The 16,606-nt window shown below is 51.8% G+C and carries 12 protein-coding genes; 8 read left to right on the top strand and 4 right to left on the bottom strand.

The genetic code is table 11. From position 1 onward, the window contains the following. Window positions 1–25: 25 nt before the first annotated feature. The gene (locus tag AC5JLP_RS13185) at window positions 26–271 is read left to right on the top strand and encodes a hypothetical protein (RefSeq protein ID WP_496068372.1); all 246 of its coding nucleotides are present in this window, start codon (window positions 26–28) and stop codon (window positions 269–271) included. A gap of 2 nt (window positions 272–273) precedes the next feature. Beyond that, window positions 274–2,250: an ATP-binding protein gene (locus AC5JLP_RS13190; protein WP_496068373.1), complete on the top strand. Its 1,977-nt coding sequence runs from the start codon at window positions 274–276 to the stop codon at window positions 2,248–2,250. A 76-nt stretch (window positions 2,251–2,326) separates the two neighbouring features. Here AC5JLP_RS13190 and AC5JLP_RS13195 read toward each other — a convergent pair whose 3' ends face one another. The 3 genes from AC5JLP_RS13195 to AC5JLP_RS13205 all read right to left on the bottom strand — a co-directional run bounded on the left by AC5JLP_RS13195 (window position 2,327) and on the right by AC5JLP_RS13205 (window position 4,907). Next, on the bottom strand, window positions 2,327–3,982 hold the full coding sequence (locus tag AC5JLP_RS13195) for an eCIS core domain-containing protein (RefSeq protein WP_496068374.1): 1,656 nt from the start codon (window positions 3,980–3,982) through the stop codon (window positions 2,327–2,329). 145 nt (window positions 3,983–4,127) lie between these two features. After that, entirely contained in the window at window positions 4,128–4,337 is a 210-nt protein-coding gene (locus AC5JLP_RS13200; RefSeq protein WP_496068375.1) for a Nif11-like leader peptide family natural product precursor, read from the bottom strand. A gap of 147 nt (window positions 4,338–4,484) precedes the next feature. Further along, entirely contained in the window at window positions 4,485–4,907 is a 423-nt protein-coding gene (locus tag AC5JLP_RS13205; RefSeq protein WP_496068376.1) for an ester cyclase, read from the bottom strand. Between the two features lie 262 nt (window positions 4,908–5,169). Between AC5JLP_RS13205 and AC5JLP_RS13210 the strand changes: the two genes are divergently transcribed. The 6 genes from AC5JLP_RS13210 (at window position 5,170) to AC5JLP_RS13235 (ending at window position 15,406) form a co-directional block, all read left to right on the top strand. Beyond that, window positions 5,170–5,571, top strand: coding sequence for a GPW/gp25 family protein (locus AC5JLP_RS13210; RefSeq protein WP_496068377.1), 402 nt, complete (start codon window positions 5,170–5,172; stop codon window positions 5,569–5,571). A 347-nt stretch (window positions 5,572–5,918) separates the two neighbouring features. Then, complete coding sequence (locus AC5JLP_RS13215; RefSeq protein ID WP_496068378.1) at window positions 5,919–8,108, top strand: putative baseplate assembly protein; 2,190 nt, start codon at window positions 5,919–5,921, stop codon at window positions 8,106–8,108. 190 nt (window positions 8,109–8,298) lie between these two features. Further along, window positions 8,299–9,366 (top strand): phage tail protein, encoded by a 1,068-nt coding sequence (locus AC5JLP_RS13220; RefSeq protein ID WP_496068379.1) that lies wholly within the window; start codon window positions 8,299–8,301, stop codon window positions 9,364–9,366. After that, window positions 9,335–10,690: a hypothetical protein gene (locus AC5JLP_RS13225; protein ID WP_496068380.1), complete on the top strand. Its 1,356-nt coding sequence runs from the start codon at window positions 9,335–9,337 to the stop codon at window positions 10,688–10,690. The genes AC5JLP_RS13220 and AC5JLP_RS13225 overlap by 32 nt, the downstream gene beginning before the upstream one ends. A gap of 402 nt (window positions 10,691–11,092) precedes the next feature. Then, entirely contained in the window at window positions 11,093–13,018 is a 1,926-nt protein-coding gene (locus AC5JLP_RS13230) for a cyclic nucleotide-binding domain-containing protein (RefSeq protein WP_496068381.1), read from the top strand. 168 nt (window positions 13,019–13,186) lie between these two features. Then, a complete protein-coding gene (locus tag AC5JLP_RS13235; RefSeq protein ID WP_496068382.1) occupies window positions 13,187–15,406 on the top strand; it encodes a hypothetical protein in 2,220 nt (739 codons plus the stop codon). A 312-nt stretch (window positions 15,407–15,718) separates the two neighbouring features. On the opposite strand, the gene AC5JLP_RS13240 is transcribed toward AC5JLP_RS13235, so the two are convergent. Beyond that, window positions 15,719–16,594 (bottom strand): IS982 family transposase, encoded by an 876-nt coding sequence (locus AC5JLP_RS13240; protein WP_496068384.1) that lies wholly within the window; start codon window positions 16,592–16,594, stop codon window positions 15,719–15,721. Window positions 16,595–16,606: the final 12 nt, after the last annotated feature.

Genomic DNA, 16,606 nt, shown 5'->3' on the forward strand with positions numbered 1-16,606 from the left:
TTCATGTCATTAGTAGAGGTGATATATGGATCAAGACAACCTGGGACAGCCCAATTTAGAAGACCAGATTAATCGAGAAATTGAAATCTTGAGCCTAAACCAGCTCCATGAATTGGGCAATCAAGCGGTGAAACAAGGCTTGTTGATTGGGCATGGTCATCGGGGTGGACGCTACGAACTGTTGAGCAAAGAGGAGGTTATGTTGCTATCGCCTCAAGAGGCCCAGGACTATTTACAAACCTTGCTTGGGCAGGCAGATGGGAGCGCTTAGCCATGAATGTCATGGATTGGCATCAGGCAAACCAACAATATTTGCTGGGGCACATCGATCGCCTGCGCCAGCGCTTAAAGCAACACATCCACGCAACTGACAGTTTGGATGCAGCGGGTAATTTGAATTGTGTAGACAGTCTGACGACAAAACTCATCCCTTCTAAGACCTCTGCCTTTGCGCTGGATCACTTGCGACAAACGTTTGACTTATCAGACTTTGAGCAGAATGTGCTGTTGCTCTGTGCGGGTGTTGAGCTAGAAGCAGACTTCGCCCAACTGTGTGCGATCGCTCAGCGTGAGCCGCAGCGCCCCTATGCTACCTTTAGCTTGGCACTGGCACTGTTGCCATACCCCAATTGGCAAGCCCTATCGCCCGATAGTCCCTTACGTCACCAGAGGCTGATTGAACTCGGTGCGGGCAACGCTCTCATAACGAGTCCCATTCGGATTGATGAACAGATTCTCCACTACTTGTTAGGTAAGCGCTACCTGGACGATCGCCTGACCGGATTTGCCACCCCACTTCCATCACCCGATCGTTTGGTTGACAGCCATCAACAGTTGGCGGTGCAAGCCATGCAAACATGGCAGGCGGTTTCGCAAGCAGACGGAGCCCTGCCAATTTTGCAGTTGTACGGTAGCGATCTGGCAAATCAACGGGCGATCGCGGCAACGGTATGTGTCAACTTGAATCTTGCACCCTACAGCGTCTCAGCCGAGCTACTGCCTGCTGATTTAACCAACCTGACGCTAGTGAAATGCCTGTGGGAACGAGAGTACATGCTTAACCGGGCAATTCTGATACTGGAATGGTTAGATACAAGCGTGCAAGATCCAAAGCAGGAGATCGCGATCGCCCACTTACTCGAAACGCTAGCGGCTCCAGTGATGCTGTTGAGGCGCGATCGACAGCGGCAAAATGCGCGTGCCTTCGTAACCTTGGAGGTGAAAGCGCCAACAGTCGAGGAGCAGCAGCAACTCTGGCAGCAGGCACTAGGAAGTGCGGCAACCGGGTTTGAAGCACAAATGGCGCATTTAATTTCCTACTTCAACCTCAGTGCTCCCACCATTCGTACCTTGGCCGCCAAAGTGCAGCAGCCCGATGAGACTGAATTGCCGCTGCCAACCCTCCTTTGGAATCTTTGCCGCACGCAAGCACGTCCCCGCTTGGACGAATTAGCGGATCACATTGAATCCAGCGCGGGTTGGGAGGATCTGGTGTTGCCCGATCGTGAATTGCAAGTAATTCAACGAATGGCACTTCAACTGCGACAGCGCTTAAAGGTCTATCAAGAGTGGGGCTTTGGCAACAAAAGTCAGCGCGGTTTAGGCATTAGCGCCCTCTTTGCAGGCGGCAGCGGCACGGGTAAAACAATGGCCGCCGAAGTGCTGGCAAATGAATTACATCTGGATCTCTACCGCATTGATTTAAGCGCGGTTGTCAGCAAATACATTGGTGAAACGGAGAAAAATCTCGGTCGCGTGTTTGATGCGGCGGAAACAGGTGGCGTGATTCTGCTCTTCGATGAAGCCGATTCACTGTTCGGCAAACGATCGGAAGTGAAAGATTCCCACGATCGTCACGCCAATATGGAAGTGAGCTATCTACTCCAGCGAATGGAATCCTATCGCGGTTTGTCGGTGCTGACGACCAACTTGAAGGGATCGATCGATCAGGCGTTTCTTCGCCGGATTCGCTTCGTTCTCAACTTTCCTTTTCCTGACCAAACCCAACGGGCAGAAATTTGGCGACGGGTCTTCCCCAAACAAACTCCAACGGCTGGGCTGGATGAATGGAAGCTGGCAAAACTCAGCATTGCAGGTGGCAACATTCGTAGCATTGCTCTCAATGCCGCGTTCCTGGCAGCAGAAGCGGATGAACCTCTGCAAATGAAACACATTTTGATCGCGGCTCAAAATGAATACATCAAAATGGAAAAACCTCTTACCGACGTTGAGGTAAGAGGTTGGGTCTAGCAGTAGCATTCACTACACTTATGTTTGAGCCTCATCGTTATGAGTGGCAGATAGGGCTTCCATCTAAATCAATTGCCTAAACGGCCTCTACAACTGCTTCCACTGCGTCCCATGCAGTCGTTACTGCTGTTTTCAACTCTCCACAAGCATCTTTAAGAGTGCCGAAGCTAAAGCCTGGGGGAATGAGTGGTGACACTTCTTCTAATAGTGTTTCATCCATCAATCTCACTACCTCTGTGATATAACCAGCGATCAAATGGATCGCTTCAGACACTTTGCCAACAATTGCTGTAATCCCACTGGGATCTACTTTCCCAACCCAGCTCAACACTTTATTGACATACCCCCAAATTTTATGAAATGTGTTCCAGGTTTTGCTTCCAATGAATTCAGCATACTGCTTATACTTTTTGTGGATGACGTAATAGTTTGCTAGTGTGTCCGCAAACGCTTTGATTTTTGTAACGGTTTCGCTGTCTCCTCCAGAAGCTGCTTGCTCCGTAACGCGAGTCTTACTAATCCACAGATCGTCTAAGCTGCCGCCATTGAGCGTGAGTCCATCCATATCAATGACATCAAGGATTTGCCAAAGCTCTTTGTGTTTGCTGCCAGCACCTCCGCTTGTCTCTGTCATTAAGCCTTCATCCTCTGCTTTTTCGATCACCACCTGAGTCCCTTTTTTGATCGTGCCGACTTGCTGCCCCGCGCCTGAATACAAATTTGTTTGACCAATTAGAACACCCTTGATGTTCATTGTTGAAGCATCTCGCTGGATCACATTCGATGACGCTTGTTGGACGTGAGAAAGTTTAGCTTGAATGGCAGGAGTTGAGTGTACTGCTGGTTGAATTCGGCGCTGAACGCCAGATCCGTTTTGCTGCACCACATGGGTTAGTTCATGGGCGAGTAATTCTTGACCACTGCGGCTACCAGGATTGTATTTGCCCTCGCTAAAGAAGATATCGTTTTTAGTGGTGAAGGCTTGCGCATTGATTGATCGGCTGAGCTGGTCAGATTGAGCATCGGTATGCACTCTCACATTGCTGAAGTCTGCGCCAAAGGCTTGTTCCATTGGTTGACGAATCGTGTCCGGCATGGCTTGTCCGCCACCACGTGATTGATTAATCGCAGACTCTATGTTGTTTGAAGCGGGTAAACCACCGACATCTGATTGACGCTGGATCGTTGGCTTCATTTGCAGTTCTTCTTCTTCTGGCGTTGTCTCTCGCTGAATGGAGTCAACTGGTTTCATCTGCAATTCTTCTTCTTCTGGCGTTGCTTCCCGCTGGACGGTATCCGCTGGTTTCATTTGCAATTCTTCTTCCTCTACCTCAATGGCTTCGGAGCGTTGAATGGGTTGTCCTAGTGCTTTCCGTCGCAAGGAGGCATTTGGCTGCTGTTTGGGTGAGGCGATCGCTGGTGATGCGGGTGCATGAATCTGAGACACTACTTGAGCCGCCACCCGATCGGCTTCCTGTTCATAGGGATCACCCACTTGACCGATCGTTAGCTTTGGCTGAATTGGCAGATGGGAAAGCGGACGCGTGTTAATGCGTGCTAAAGAGTGTCCTAGCATTACCCCATCTGGTTTCGACTCCATTTCAGCTTGCGGTGACTCGGCGATCGACGACTGTTCGTTGTCGCTAAAGGCGCGAGGTTGAAGTAAGGGGATAGGAGCGGATGAAACAGGCGCTTGTGTGGTCGAAACCTTCTGAACTTGCTGCTTTGCCATGATTACCTTGCACAAATGTTGATTGAAGCGATTTGAGAACGTGCGGGGGGACAGGGCGCAGAAGGACGATTTTCAAAAGAGTTGCGATCGCCTCACACAGGTCGGGCAGCAGTCATCAGTGAGGCGATCGGACGATGAAATTGATTTAAATGCCAGGAATTTCAGACAGTTCACACTCTAGTTCTTCCACAGAAAAACCAACGGTTTGTCGCCATTCATCAGATGTGAATTCAAACCCCTGCTTTGCGGCTAACTGCACAAAAGCTTCGACATCAGAGGCCGTATTAAGTTGGGTTTTGAGCTGAGGATTGGATTGGGCTGCACGAAACAGATTCACAACGGCTTGTTTGGACATACTCTCTCCGTATGGGTGTGAGTGGCTTTCGTTGCTAGGATGCCCAGAGGTTGTGGAAGAGGAACGATCGAATTGTAAAAAAGAGTTACAAGGCTCAACCCAATTGGATAGTTCGGTACAGCCCCCCGTCCTGAAATCGTTGGTCATTCACGATTGAATTTGCTGCATCAGACCTGTTGCGTCGGAAACTGACCAATGCTCTGTAATTTTTCCATCTTGAACCCGATCAATGCGGATCACCGATGTTGAAATGTGTTTACCTGTTGGTGGAATACCGTAAAACACGCCACTGTGAGTGCCTTGGCTGGTAATATAGGTCGCGATTCGATCGCCTTCCGCAACCTGCTGCACAATCTTAATCTGGATGTTGGGGAAAGCGGAGAAAAAGTCATCAAAAAATGAATCATGATAAATCCGAAGCGCCTTAAGCCCGCGATTATCTGTTCCTGGCATCGCATGATTTACACAATCTTCTGCCCAAAAATCTTTCAATGCTGATAAATTACGACCGTTCCAAACCACTTGGATAAAGTTCTGGATGATTTGCTTGTTTTTATTAATGTCGCTCATCAGCTTTTCTCCAGCGAGTGTTACATTGAACGGAATGATACCACGTCAAAAACCCTGAATACGTTTGTTGACGTTGATTTGGACGCTGAAAAATCAATCTAAAATTACACTCTAACAACCTAAACGAAACGTCATCACTAGCAACTCTCCTACCTCCTGCCCTCACCAGAAATCAAACAAAGTGTAAAAAACTGTGCAAAACGGCGATCGACAGGGCTGAATAGGTTGACACATCGATTCATCAGGACAAGTGGAGGTTGGAATGGCAGCAGAGCTTCCCGAACATCTTGGCAAGGGTCTGGCGTTTCCGCTGCGAGTGAGCGTGCAGGGTGGCGTGCAGTCCAGTCCGTCGCATATCAGCATTGCGGAGTCAATTCGGGTAATTCTGCAAACTCAGTTGGGAGAACGGGTCTACCGTCCCGACTTTGGCTCTCGGCTGGGTGAGTTAGCGTTTGCGCCTATGAATACTCAAACGCTGTTGTTGATTCGGTTGTACACACAGGAAGCGATCGAAAAATGGGAGCCACGTATTGTCATTGATGACATTCGCACAGAGCCTGATCCAGTGCGGGGACGAGTCGATGTCATTGTGGAATACCATCCCAAAGCAGAGTACGAGAAGCGGAGTCTGGTATATCCGTTTTATCTGTCGCCAGGAAATTAGAGGAGAGGGCGGAAGGTGGAAAGTGAAAGGTAAAAGGGATAGGGCAAAAGGTAAAAGGGATAAGGGGAAAGGGGAAAGGATGAGGGATGAAGGCTAAAGGATGAAGCTGACTCCTGACTGACTGCTGACTGCTGACCGCTGACCGCTGATACCAATTTGAATTGAAAATGCGACACATTCTGTAGGGGCAAGGTACTACCTTGCCCCTACCCACCGATTGATCTGTAGCCGTCATTCTTTTAATCGGTATGAACCTAAAAAATAATTGTGGTTTAAAGATAGTTGGGTTTTGGGTGAGGGAACACTGACGAGGCGTTGCTTCATTAACCCCATCTGGCAGCCCTTTCATGGAATTTAACTTTTTGCCGAAGTTGCCCAAGTCAGATCTGGACGATCGCACCTTTGAGGATTTGGTTGAAGAGTGCATTTTACGCATTCCACGCTATTGCCCAGAGTGGACGAACTATAATCCCAGCGATCCAGGAATGACGTTGGTGGAACTGTTTGCCTGGTTATCGGATCAAACGATGATGCGGTTTAACCAGGTGCCTCGACGCAACTTTGTGGTATTCCTGGAACTGTTAGGAATTCGGCTACAGGCAGCGGTGCCCGCCCATACGGAGTTAACGTTTTATCTCAGTTCTGATCTGCCAACGGCATACCAAATTGCGGCAGGGACGGAGGTTGCAACGCTGCGGACGGATACGGAAGAAGCGATCGTATTCAGTACCGATCGTCCCTTAATCATTGATAAGCCGCGCATCACTCATTTTTTGACCGCTGAATTATCCGAAGAAACCCCAACTCTGTTGCGCGATCGCCTGACCAATCTCTGGACGCAGACGGACGATCGCTGGGGTGGGCAAGAGCAGTTTATTTTTAATGAGCGTCCCCAGCCCGGAAACTGCTTCTATATAGTGTTCGATCCCGCTGCCGAAATTGCGGGCAACGTGTTGGCGTTGAAGCTTCAGGGAGAACCCGCTACTTCAACGGGCATCAATCCCGATCGTCCACCCCGGCAGTGGCAAGCATGGAATGGGCACTCCTGGCAGTCGATCTTGCTGCAAGAAGCGGACGATGGCACACGCGGCTTTAGCTTTAGTGAACTGGGACAACCCGCCTCAAATCAGATTCAAGAAGCAGATGTGGTACTACATTTGCCTCAAGACTGGGCAGTGACGTACTTTGCCACCTACCGCGGCCGTTGGCTGCGCTGCGTCTACACCCCTCCCGAAGGTGCCCAGTCTGGCTACAGTCGATCGCCTCAGTTGGTCGGTTTTTCGGTGCGATCAATCGGAGGCACCACTGATGCCAGCCAGTGTACGGTCATTCACGACGAAGTGCTGGGCGTTAGTGAGGGCACCCCTGGACAGACGTTTCGGTTTCAAAGTCCGTCCCTTTTGCCTCGACGGACTGGAGAACATTTGATCGTCACGCCACCCGGTGGTTTGCCGGAGGTGTGGCAGGAGGTGAATGACTTTGCAGATTCGGGGTCGCACGATCGTCACTACACCTTAGATTCCGTGACGGGTGAGTTGCAGTTTGGCCCACTCATTCGAGAGCCTGCCCAATTGCAAGAGCAGGTTTACGTGCGATCGCGCTTGCAGGGAGGTACAGGGCAGATCACCCAAGAGCAAACGGCAATCATGCAGCAGCTAGAACGTCAATATGGAGCCGTGCCAGCGCGGGGCGCAACGCTTCGCATGGCGGCTTACCGGACAGGGGGTGGACAGAAAGGTAATGTTCAAGGCGGGACAGTGGCGATTCCCAAAACGGCGATTCCCTACGTCGATCGCGTCACCAACCATGTACCAGCTCGGTCAGGTGCCGATGCCGAATCGCTGGATGATGCGGTGATTCGCGTGCCCCGGATGCTGCGGACTCGCGATCGAGCCGTCACTGCCGAAGATTTTGAAACCCTGGCGCTTCAGGCCGCCGGAAACGCGATTGCGCGTGCCTGTTGCCCACCACCCAGCAGCCAGTCCAAACCGGGCATTGTGGATCTCCTCATCGTGCCTCGCGCCAGCACTGACGGGATCGATCGCGCCGAAGGGATTCATCCCGATCGCTTCGCCATCCATCCCCCACTGCATGACCAGATTCTGTCCTATTTGGACGATCGGCGCTTACTCGGCATTCAAATTCAACTGGGCGAGCCAGAGTATGTCGGCGTTTCCGTACAGGCGGAGGTGGGCCTAGAGCCAGAATATCAAACGCCCCAAGCCGAGCAAGCCATTCTACGCCGCTTGCAGACAACCCTCTACCGTTTTCTCAATCCCCTTACAGGTGGAGCCAACGGCAACGGCTGGACGTTTGGCTGTCCCGTTTATCCCTCTGACATCATCAGCCTCTTTCAGAAAACCACTGGTGTGCGCTACCTCGGAGCGGTTTTACTCTTCGAGCTACGCCGCCAAGGAACCACCTGGAGCCGATCGCTCGCTCCAGGTAATGTCATTAGCCCCGGTCGCTACGGACTCATCTGCTCCTGGGCAGACCATCGGTTGCGATCAAGCCACGCGATTAGTTTGATTCACTGATGAAAGGCTAAAGGCTAGAGAGGAGTGAGGAGTGAGGAGTCAGAAGTCAGAAGTCAATCTTCAGTCCCGTCATTTTCCTGCACTGTTCACTGTTGAGAACTCAAAACTCAAAACTCAAAACTTTCATCCTTCCTCCTTCATCCCTCATCCCTTTTACCCTTTATCCTTCATCCTTTCCCCTCCCCTCCCCATGCTCCAACCTCGTGCTCGTCAGGCAATTCATCTACGGCTGACTCCGATGCAACTGCCAGAGGCAACCCTGGAGAAGACCGATCGCGCCTCACAAAACAGTGAAAAGCCTGCGATCGGGCCGCCCAGCTTGAATCTGCGGTTGTGCCCAGGAGAACCGAGTGAAATTGTGGTGCAAATTCGCAATCTGGGTACTCGACGCTTGGAGTTAGCACTTCAGCTTGAAGGGGATTTTCCGCCGGAGTGGTGTCGGATAGGGACGGAAGGAACCGATGTGCCAGCGGGGCAGCAAACGGAAGCCGTACTGTATTTTCAACTTGCGGCTGACTTTTTTGAAGCTCACGAGGCTGTGCAGCCAGGTAAGCGGCTCAAGCTGAACTACCAGGGGCAACTCCACGCCCGTACCGTAGAGCCAGAAACGGGTGAGCAGCAGATAGAATCTGCCCGCTTTAACCTTTACGTGCGTCCGCGCAGCCTCTACCTCGATTTCTTGCCTGCCATTTATCGCGATGTGGATTTTGTGGGACGTTTGCTTAAAATCTTTGAGCAAAGCTTTGAGCCGACAGTTCACACGCTCGATACCCTCTGGGCGCATCTTGACCCGCTGACGGCACCCCGATCGCTCCTCCCCTTCCTAGCGCATTGGGTGGGATGGGATTTGCAGCCGCAGTTGGGGTTAGAGCAGCAGCGATCACTGATCCGCAATGCGTTAGAAATTTATCGCTGGCGTGGCACGCGACGGGGACTGCGCTTCTATCTGCATTTGGCGACCGGACTCCCCCTGGATCTTCATCTGTCCGACGAAGCCGACAAACACATTGGTATCACCGAGTTCTTTAGCCGAGGTGCCGTTCTCAACGAATCTCGACTAGGCGAAGACGCGATTTTAGGGGGTGGTCGGCCCTTCTACTTTGTAGTGACGCTTCGCCCTGACACTCAACATCCCATTGACGAAAAATTTGTCCGCAGTGTGATTGAGCAAGAAAAGCCAGCCTTCTGCACCTACGACCTTTACATTGAACCCCGGAGGATTGCGTATGCCCCTGCCCTGCCCGCTGCCGCCCATTGAACCGTTTCAGCGCCTTCAAGTCAATGATGGGCTGCTGATCACCGCTCAGCTTTGGCAGCAAGCGCATGAGTATCATCGGCAGCGACAAAACATCCATTACCAGGCGCTAAACCAGGCAGGAATTGTGTGGGGCTTAGGCGTGTGCCTGATTCCAGCACCGATGGACGTTGCCGAAAAATATCGCGGGCAGTCCTGGCTCGAAATTCAACCGGGACTGGCGATCGACGCGACGGGCAATCCCATCATCGTCCCAGAGCCGATCGCGTTTCGACTGGTTTCACCGTTGCCGCTGGAAGGTGTATCAACAGTCTATTTGACCTTGCGGTATGTAGACCCCGATCAATTGCAGGGACAGGGCGATCGCCGCTTTGTTCAGGAAACTTTTCGTGTTGATGAGACGGTTACGCCGCCCGTGTCAGGAGCGATCGAACTTTGTCGCATTGTTTTGCAAGCAGGGCAAGACATTCAACTGACGCGATCGCCTGATGCCTTCGCTCCCAGCGTGAACCAGCCTGATTTGCGCTATCGATCGCAAGCCCAGGTGCGCCCGCTAAATCTGGTACGGGTTGCGCAAGCGATCGCATCCACCCATCCACCTGATCAGACCGTCGCTGCTAATCTGTCGTACTTGCTGCAATCGCTGGAGGGTCTCTATCCTGCCATGCAGGGAACTGCCGTTGAAACAGTCGTACTGCAAGAGTCAGCCCGGTTCGACTATGACTTGCTGCATCTGTCGTATGCTCACCTGCAAGCCCTTACAGCGGTCGAAAAAGCGTTTTTACAGCAGTTTCTGGAAACGGGCGCGATCGTCTTCGTCGAACTCTCGCTTCAGAATGCAAACCTGACAGAACTCTGCACCGTGCGTCAACAGCTTCAGAGTGCGATCGCCTCCTTGCTGTCTAACCAGGATGTGCGGGACACGCAGCGCGAACTGGAAACGGAACTGGTTGCCGTCGATGCCAATATCAACGAACAACTGGCGGCGATCGCGGTTCCTCTCATTGACATGGTGTCAGATGGCACTAGCTCGATCGACACAATTGCCCCTATCGGACGTGATCACCTGTTGCACACTCGCCCCTTTCTATTTGCTCAACTGCCTTGCCTTGCCTTCAATCCCATCTACCTCTTTAACTGGGGCGGCATAGTGTTGTCAATCGGCGCACTCTCTAGTGCCTGGGGAATCGACGATGCACTCTCCCTACCCAGAGAAACCATCCGCAGCGCTCAGGAAATGGGCATTAATCTTCTGCATTTTGCCTGGAAACGACGACAACTGACCCAGCTTCAGCAAAAGGTAGCGATCGCCGCTCGATCGAGTTAGCCACAGTCGATCGAGACGGGTCTAGGGTGCCGGGTGCAGTGATCCCCAGTAAGTAGGTTGGCATTAATACTTGTCGTTGAGGCAAGGTAGAGGGCAGAAAGCAGAAGAGAATTTTAGCCTCTCGATCTTTATTTACATCCCTTCGTTTATTTGTACATACCTACTTAGTGATGGAACAAAGCTTCTGTGATAGGACTTACGCATTTGCCCCCAACCCTCAATCTTGGGGGCTTTGATTGAGACGATTCCCCCAAAGTTGGGGGCTAGGGGGCGAAAGATGACCGCTTTTGCGTAAGTCCTATGTAACTCAAAACTCAAAACTCAAAACTCGTATTATCCCGATCCCCACCCCTCATCCCCCCTAGTCCACCCGATCGCTCCCCCTCACAAGGTTTTTTCCCTATGGCTGTATTCTCCATTCGTAAAAAAGTTCCCCTTGCGACTTCGGTGCCCCTCATTGTTTGTGTCGCACTGTTAGGCTGGGTCGGGTTCATCAACGCTCGCCGCACTGTGGATGAACTCGTCGTCCACATCAGCCAGGGACTGGAGAAACAGGTCGAAGAGCATCTCTACAACTATTTGGAATCGCCCCATTTAATTACGCAAGAAACAATTAATGCGCTTCGCCTGGGCGATTTAGATCTGCAAGATCCCAGCAAACTCGAAAAGCGCTTTTGGTACCAGATGCAGTCCTATAAAGAAGTTGGCGGCATTGAGTTTGGTTTTCAGCAAACGGGTGCTGGAAGAGGCATTGTCAGGCTCGCCGATCAATCGCTGGCGTTGAGTACAACGGCTAAGTCAGGTGCACCCCAAATCTACTATGCCCTCGACAGTAAAGGGAACCCAGGCAAAGAGCTAAGCCGCACTGACAACTATGACGTGCGAAAGCGTCCCTGGTTTCAAACGGCCATGCAGGAGCGCCAGGAAGCATGGACAAGACCTAATCAGAAATTTACAACCAAGCAATTTCGGATTTCTTCCGTGCACCCCTTGTTTGACACGGCAACAGGACAGCCGCTCGGAGTGCTATCGGTAGACTTTTACTTAAATCAGATCAGTAGCTTCTTACAGGAGCTTAAAGAGAGCCGCACTGGCAAAATTTTTATCGTTGAGCCGTCTGGAGAGTTGATTGCGACCTCAACGAATGAAGCTTTGGTGTCTCAGAAAGATGGAAAGACTGAACGGCTCAACGTCTTCAACAGCCAAGATCCCCTGATCCGAGCGGCTGCCCAAGCGGTGCAAACTCAGTACAAATCCTTTAGTCAGGTGCAACCCAATCAATCGTTCCGTTTCTCTGAGAAGGGTGCAGCGTATCTGGTGTATATTGACCACTTTACTCAGGTTAAAGGCTTGGATTGGCTGGTGGCGATCGTGGTGCCTGAAAAAGCCTTTATGCGCGAGGCAGAGCAAACCGCACAGTTTACGCTCATTTTGGGCGGCGTTGTTTTGCTTTTGGGTTTAGCGATCGGGCTATTGGCAACTCGCTGGCTCGTAAATCCGCTACTACGACTGAATACAGCAGCAGCAGCACTCAAAGCAGGACAATTTGACCCGACCAGCATCACGCAAGAAACAGCCCGTGCGGATGAAATCGGACAACTGGCAAGAGTCTTTCTAGAGATGGCAGAAGTGGTGCAATCGCGTGAACAGAGCTTACAAAGCCGGGTTCAACACCTCATGCATGAAAGTGATCAAGCCAAAAAAGCCGCGCTAGCCATGCAGACGGGCAATGGCATGATCAATCCGCATCTGCTCCTGGCGCGATCGCGCCAGGCCCGACTTTATGCTGAAACACGCCGACAAAACTTACCAGAACTTTTGCACAGCGTCTCCTACTTCCAGGCGTTTACACAAGCTGAAATTCAACGGCTGATCAACCTGGGCTATGAACGCCAGCTAGAGCCGCAGGACGTGCTGTGTCGTGAGGGTGAACCAGGTGATGCCTTCTTCATTATTCTGTCTGGCAGCGTCGAGATCTATGCAGAGACATTAAGTAAACGGATTGCCGTAAGGACAGCAGGCGATTTTCTCGGCGAACTGTCCCTGCTACTAGGCATTCCCCGGACGGCTACCATTCGTGCGTTAGAACCTGTGACTTTATTTGTGGTTGATCAAAAGAGCTTTCAAAGCTTGCTGCGAGACTACCCAGATTTAGGTGAGCAAGTGGCTCAAAAATTAAACGAACGTCAGGCCGAGCTACAGCAGCGGAAAGAAGAACTGCGGAAACACGGACTTTTAGGAGATGAAGCCGCGTTTTCTCACAATTTTCTAAGCTGGTCTCGACAGCGTTTGAAACTAATCTTCGGCGCTACTGCTACCCCTGTTTAACCCAGGACTTACGCATCTGCCCCCAAACCCCCAATTCTGGGGGCTTTAATTGGCCCGGTTCCCCCACATGGGGGCTAGGGGGCGAAAGAGAACCGCTTTTGCGTGAGTCCTATAACCTACACATCTACTCTTGATCGCCTTAGCCCCTTACCTCTCCTCCCTACGCTCATGGTCAAAGAACTGTCTGCTGCCCCTTCTGTAGATCTGATTAGCACCCAACTGTCTACCAGAGAACTGACATTTCGAGCGGGTGGCGCGCCTGTCTTTTTTGACGTGATGGTGACGAACCACAGCGATCGCTTTGCCACCTTCCAGGTTGAGGTGTTGGCGGCTGGAATCGAATCAAGCTCAACGCATCGCTGGTACAAGCTGTCACCAGAGATTTGCACCAAGAAACCCCCCGGTGATTCCACCCGCTTTACCGTGCAGCTTTTCAATCCGCCGCGTCCAGGCTACGCGGGCTTGATGAAGTTGACCGTGCGAGTGTTTTCGTTGGAGTTGCGGGAGGCAGACAGTCGTCAGCTTCTCAATCTCATCGTGCAGGGGAATGATGTCGCTGCCCCAACATTAGAGCTATCAGCCTGCGAGTTTACAGGCTATCCGGGCGATCGCATCAAAATCCCATTCTCAGTGCAAAGCAACAGTCAGCGAGTGACCAACATTAGCCTGCATCTATCAGGTATTGACCCAGGCTGGCTTCCTGAAAGCAATGAGCGACGCTTCCATCTTGCGCCTAATGAACTAATCAAAGATGTGTTTGAATGTCACATTCCAGCGTTGACCCAAGCACCTAGCCGCATCTATCCACTACGGTTGGAAGCATCTCAGCCGCAAGCTGAAACAGTGTGCGCGAATGGTACGCTTACCGTCCTGCCCCAGGGGTTTGTGATCTTTCAGAGTCAAACGCCCAGCCAGCGGCTTCCGGTGAAGCGGCGATTGGAGCCAAGGGTGGCTGGGACCGATGAGACAGCCAGGGTCGCTGGAGATGAAACCGCCGCTTGCTATGCGCTCCAGTTGGAGAACCACAGCAATCTGGAGCAGCCCGTCAGGATTGAGGCTGATTTTTGGCAAGGCACAGCAGCCAAAACAGAAGTAGCGCTCAATCCTTTAGTACGTTGGAAGCGTAACCGTGTGCGCTATCAGGATTTGCTGCAACGATCGCTCGACATCACACCCGATACTGCAACCTTAGCGCTGGCACAACCTGCCGCTTTTACCTTAAGAGTGCAGCAGCCTCGTCCCTGGTTCGGCTGGACACGCAAACGTTGGATTCAGGTCAAAGCGATCGCCGCTGATCCTCGCGTTGACATGCGGGATGACATGCAACTGCTGGAACTGCGCCTTCTGCCACGTCTACCCTTCTGGTTTCAACTCGCAGGCGCGACTTTAGGATTGTTGCTGGCTGGCGCGATCGGCTGGCGGCTCCTGCATGTGGGTCACACGGCTCCGGTAAACACTCTGCGCTTGAGTGGCTTAGCCAGTGACGTGATCAGCGGTGCCGATGACCAGACCTTGCATCGTTGGAAAGTCATTCGCAATCAACTGGTGTCTCAAGGCACTCTGCAAACCTTCAACAAAGCCGTGCGCGTTGTGCGATACCGCCCGGTGGATAATGATATGGTTGCTGTCGGGTTTGAGAATGGCGAAATGCAATTGGTGCATGTGTTGACGGGCACTGCGTCTACGCCGTTCTCGGCTCAAAAGGACGATCGCGTGTTCGATCTAGTCTTTACCAATGATTCTCGCACTCTGTTTAGTGGGCACGGTAGCGGACAGGTCGTTCAGTGGAGTCTGGATGCCGAGGGGAACGCGACGAAAGTGCGCGATCGCCAGGTTGGATTTGCCATCAATGCAATGGCGCTGGTTGGCCCCGATCAACGCTATCTGGCGATCGCGGGACGGTTCAATCAGCTTGTCTTGTGGGATTTGAAAACTAACCAGCTTCAACCCATCAATATAGGGACAGGCAGCGAACGAGACTACATTCTGAGTCTAGCGACACCAGCCCAAAAGCCTTATCTGCTGGCAACTGCAAACAATCGCGGTACGATTAGCACCTGGGATTTACGCCCGTGCTTTCAGGGTGGGGCAACCTGTAAAGCCCTGGATGCCTGGACACCCGACAAAGCCGTGAATGCAGTCGCCTTTAGTGCCGATGGTTGCTACCTGGCAAGTGCGGGTGAAAGTGGTAACGCCATACTCTGGTCACTTACCGAGACGGGCGATCGCTCCACCCAAAAGCACGCTGAGCAGACGATCGGACACTCCAACAAACGCCTGACCACGATCGATGTCGCACGTACCAAAGATGAGATTCTCGTCTCATTCGGCGGCGCAGCGCATAATGTGGAGCTACGTCATGTGAAGGCGGAGAATGTGTGTCATTGAGAGAAGGCAGAGGGCAGGAGGCAGAGGGCAGAAGGGTGAGGGATGAAGGATGGAAGGCTAAAGGTTAAAGGCTAAAAAGCTTACCGCTAACGGCTTCCTTAAGTCAAAACTTAAAACTTTAGGCATTGATATACTTCACACAAAGTTTTATTTAGCCTTGAAATTGAAAGCTTTTTATCCTGTTAGCTTTTTGATCAATCTTTCCAGCTCGTCTGCAATTGCATTTAAGGCTTCTGGGCTATTTACTGTCTTGTACACCTCTGCTCTCCTAATCTCCATTGTTTCAGTTAATCCAACGTCAGTTCGACGAGGTCAAAAGATAGCTGGAGGCAGTGCTGGTAAGTCTTTGAACTCTAAGTCTAAGGAGGGTTTTTTCTCCTGATAGGTATACGCGATTAAGCCTGCTAGTAAGTTGACCAAGAAATTGAACCAACTCCGATGCCGTGAATGTTCAATCTGGCACATGTTCTTAAGCTGGTCGTTAATCGATTCAATGAGTGCTCGCTTGCGGAGCAAGATCTTGTCGATGAGCTTGACCAAGCGGTTTTTCATGTTCTTCTTGGACTTGGTAATCAGTTGGAGTCCCCGCTCGTACAACTGTTCAAACAAGGCTTGCGAGACATAACCACGGTCACCGAACAGTTTGCCCAGCAAGTCTTGGGTCATGTCCGGCACAGGCTTGCGGTCGTCGGTGTTCGCAGGCGTGAGCTTAAACGCCAGCAACTCACCCTGGTCGTTGACAATCAGGTGGAGTTTGAAGCCAAAGTGCCAGCCCACAGAGTTTTTACCCCACCGCGCCTGTCCTTGAAAGTCTTTGTGCGCATGGGCACGACAGGGGTGGCAGACGTTAAGCGGGGTGGAGTCGATGAACGCGATGCCTGTGCAGTCGCCTTGGCGGGTGTGCAAGAAGCAGCACAAGAGCATCAGGCACCAGGGCAGCAACTCGACAAAGCGACTGTAGCTGACCAGGTTGGGAAACGCATGCCGCCAGTGGGGCAACACGCACAAGGTATAAAACGCCTTAAAGGTGCGAAAACCAGAGCCGTGAAAGGCGACGGCGTTGGCGAAGCCGCTCCTCTGGAGTCTCGTCATCACCTCGCTCAGACTGAGTCGGGAATAGCTCCGACGTTCACCAGGCGGTAGTACTAAAGAGGTAAGGATGCATTGTAGTGGTGAATGAAAAACCAGATCGCTCCAATG

The sequence above is a fragment of the Stenomitos rutilans genome (genome assembly GCF_059505485.1).

What these genes read in the sequence shown, in the direction of transcription:
- AC5JLP_RS13185 (WP_496068372.1), top strand. Translation starts at nt 26, where the DNA reads ATGGATCAAGACAACCTGGGACAGCCCAATTTAGAAGACCAGATTAAT.
- AC5JLP_RS13190 (WP_496068373.1), top strand. Translation starts at nt 274, where the DNA reads ATGAATGTCATGGATTGGCATCAGGCAAACCAACAATATTTGCTGGGG.
- AC5JLP_RS13195 (WP_496068374.1), bottom strand. Translation starts at nt 3,982, where the DNA reads ATGGCAAAGCAGCAAGTTCAGAAGGTTTCGACCACACAAGCGCCTGTT.
- AC5JLP_RS13200 (WP_496068375.1), bottom strand. Translation starts at nt 4,337, where the DNA reads ATGTCCAAACAAGCCGTTGTGAATCTGTTTCGTGCAGCCCAATCCAAT.
- AC5JLP_RS13205 (WP_496068376.1), bottom strand. Translation starts at nt 4,907, where the DNA reads ATGAGCGACATTAATAAAAACAAGCAAATCATCCAGAACTTTATCCAA.
- AC5JLP_RS13210 (WP_496068377.1), top strand. Translation starts at nt 5,170, where the DNA reads ATGGCAGCAGAGCTTCCCGAACATCTTGGCAAGGGTCTGGCGTTTCCG.
- AC5JLP_RS13215 (WP_496068378.1), top strand. Translation starts at nt 5,919, where the DNA reads ATGGAATTTAACTTTTTGCCGAAGTTGCCCAAGTCAGATCTGGACGAT.
- AC5JLP_RS13220 (WP_496068379.1), top strand. Translation starts at nt 8,299, where the DNA reads ATGCTCCAACCTCGTGCTCGTCAGGCAATTCATCTACGGCTGACTCCG.
- AC5JLP_RS13225 (WP_496068380.1), top strand. Translation starts at nt 9,335, where the DNA reads ATGCCCCTGCCCTGCCCGCTGCCGCCCATTGAACCGTTTCAGCGCCTT.
- AC5JLP_RS13230 (WP_496068381.1), top strand. Translation starts at nt 11,093, where the DNA reads ATGGCTGTATTCTCCATTCGTAAAAAAGTTCCCCTTGCGACTTCGGTG.
- AC5JLP_RS13235 (WP_496068382.1), top strand. Translation starts at nt 13,187, where the DNA reads ATGGTCAAAGAACTGTCTGCTGCCCCTTCTGTAGATCTGATTAGCACC.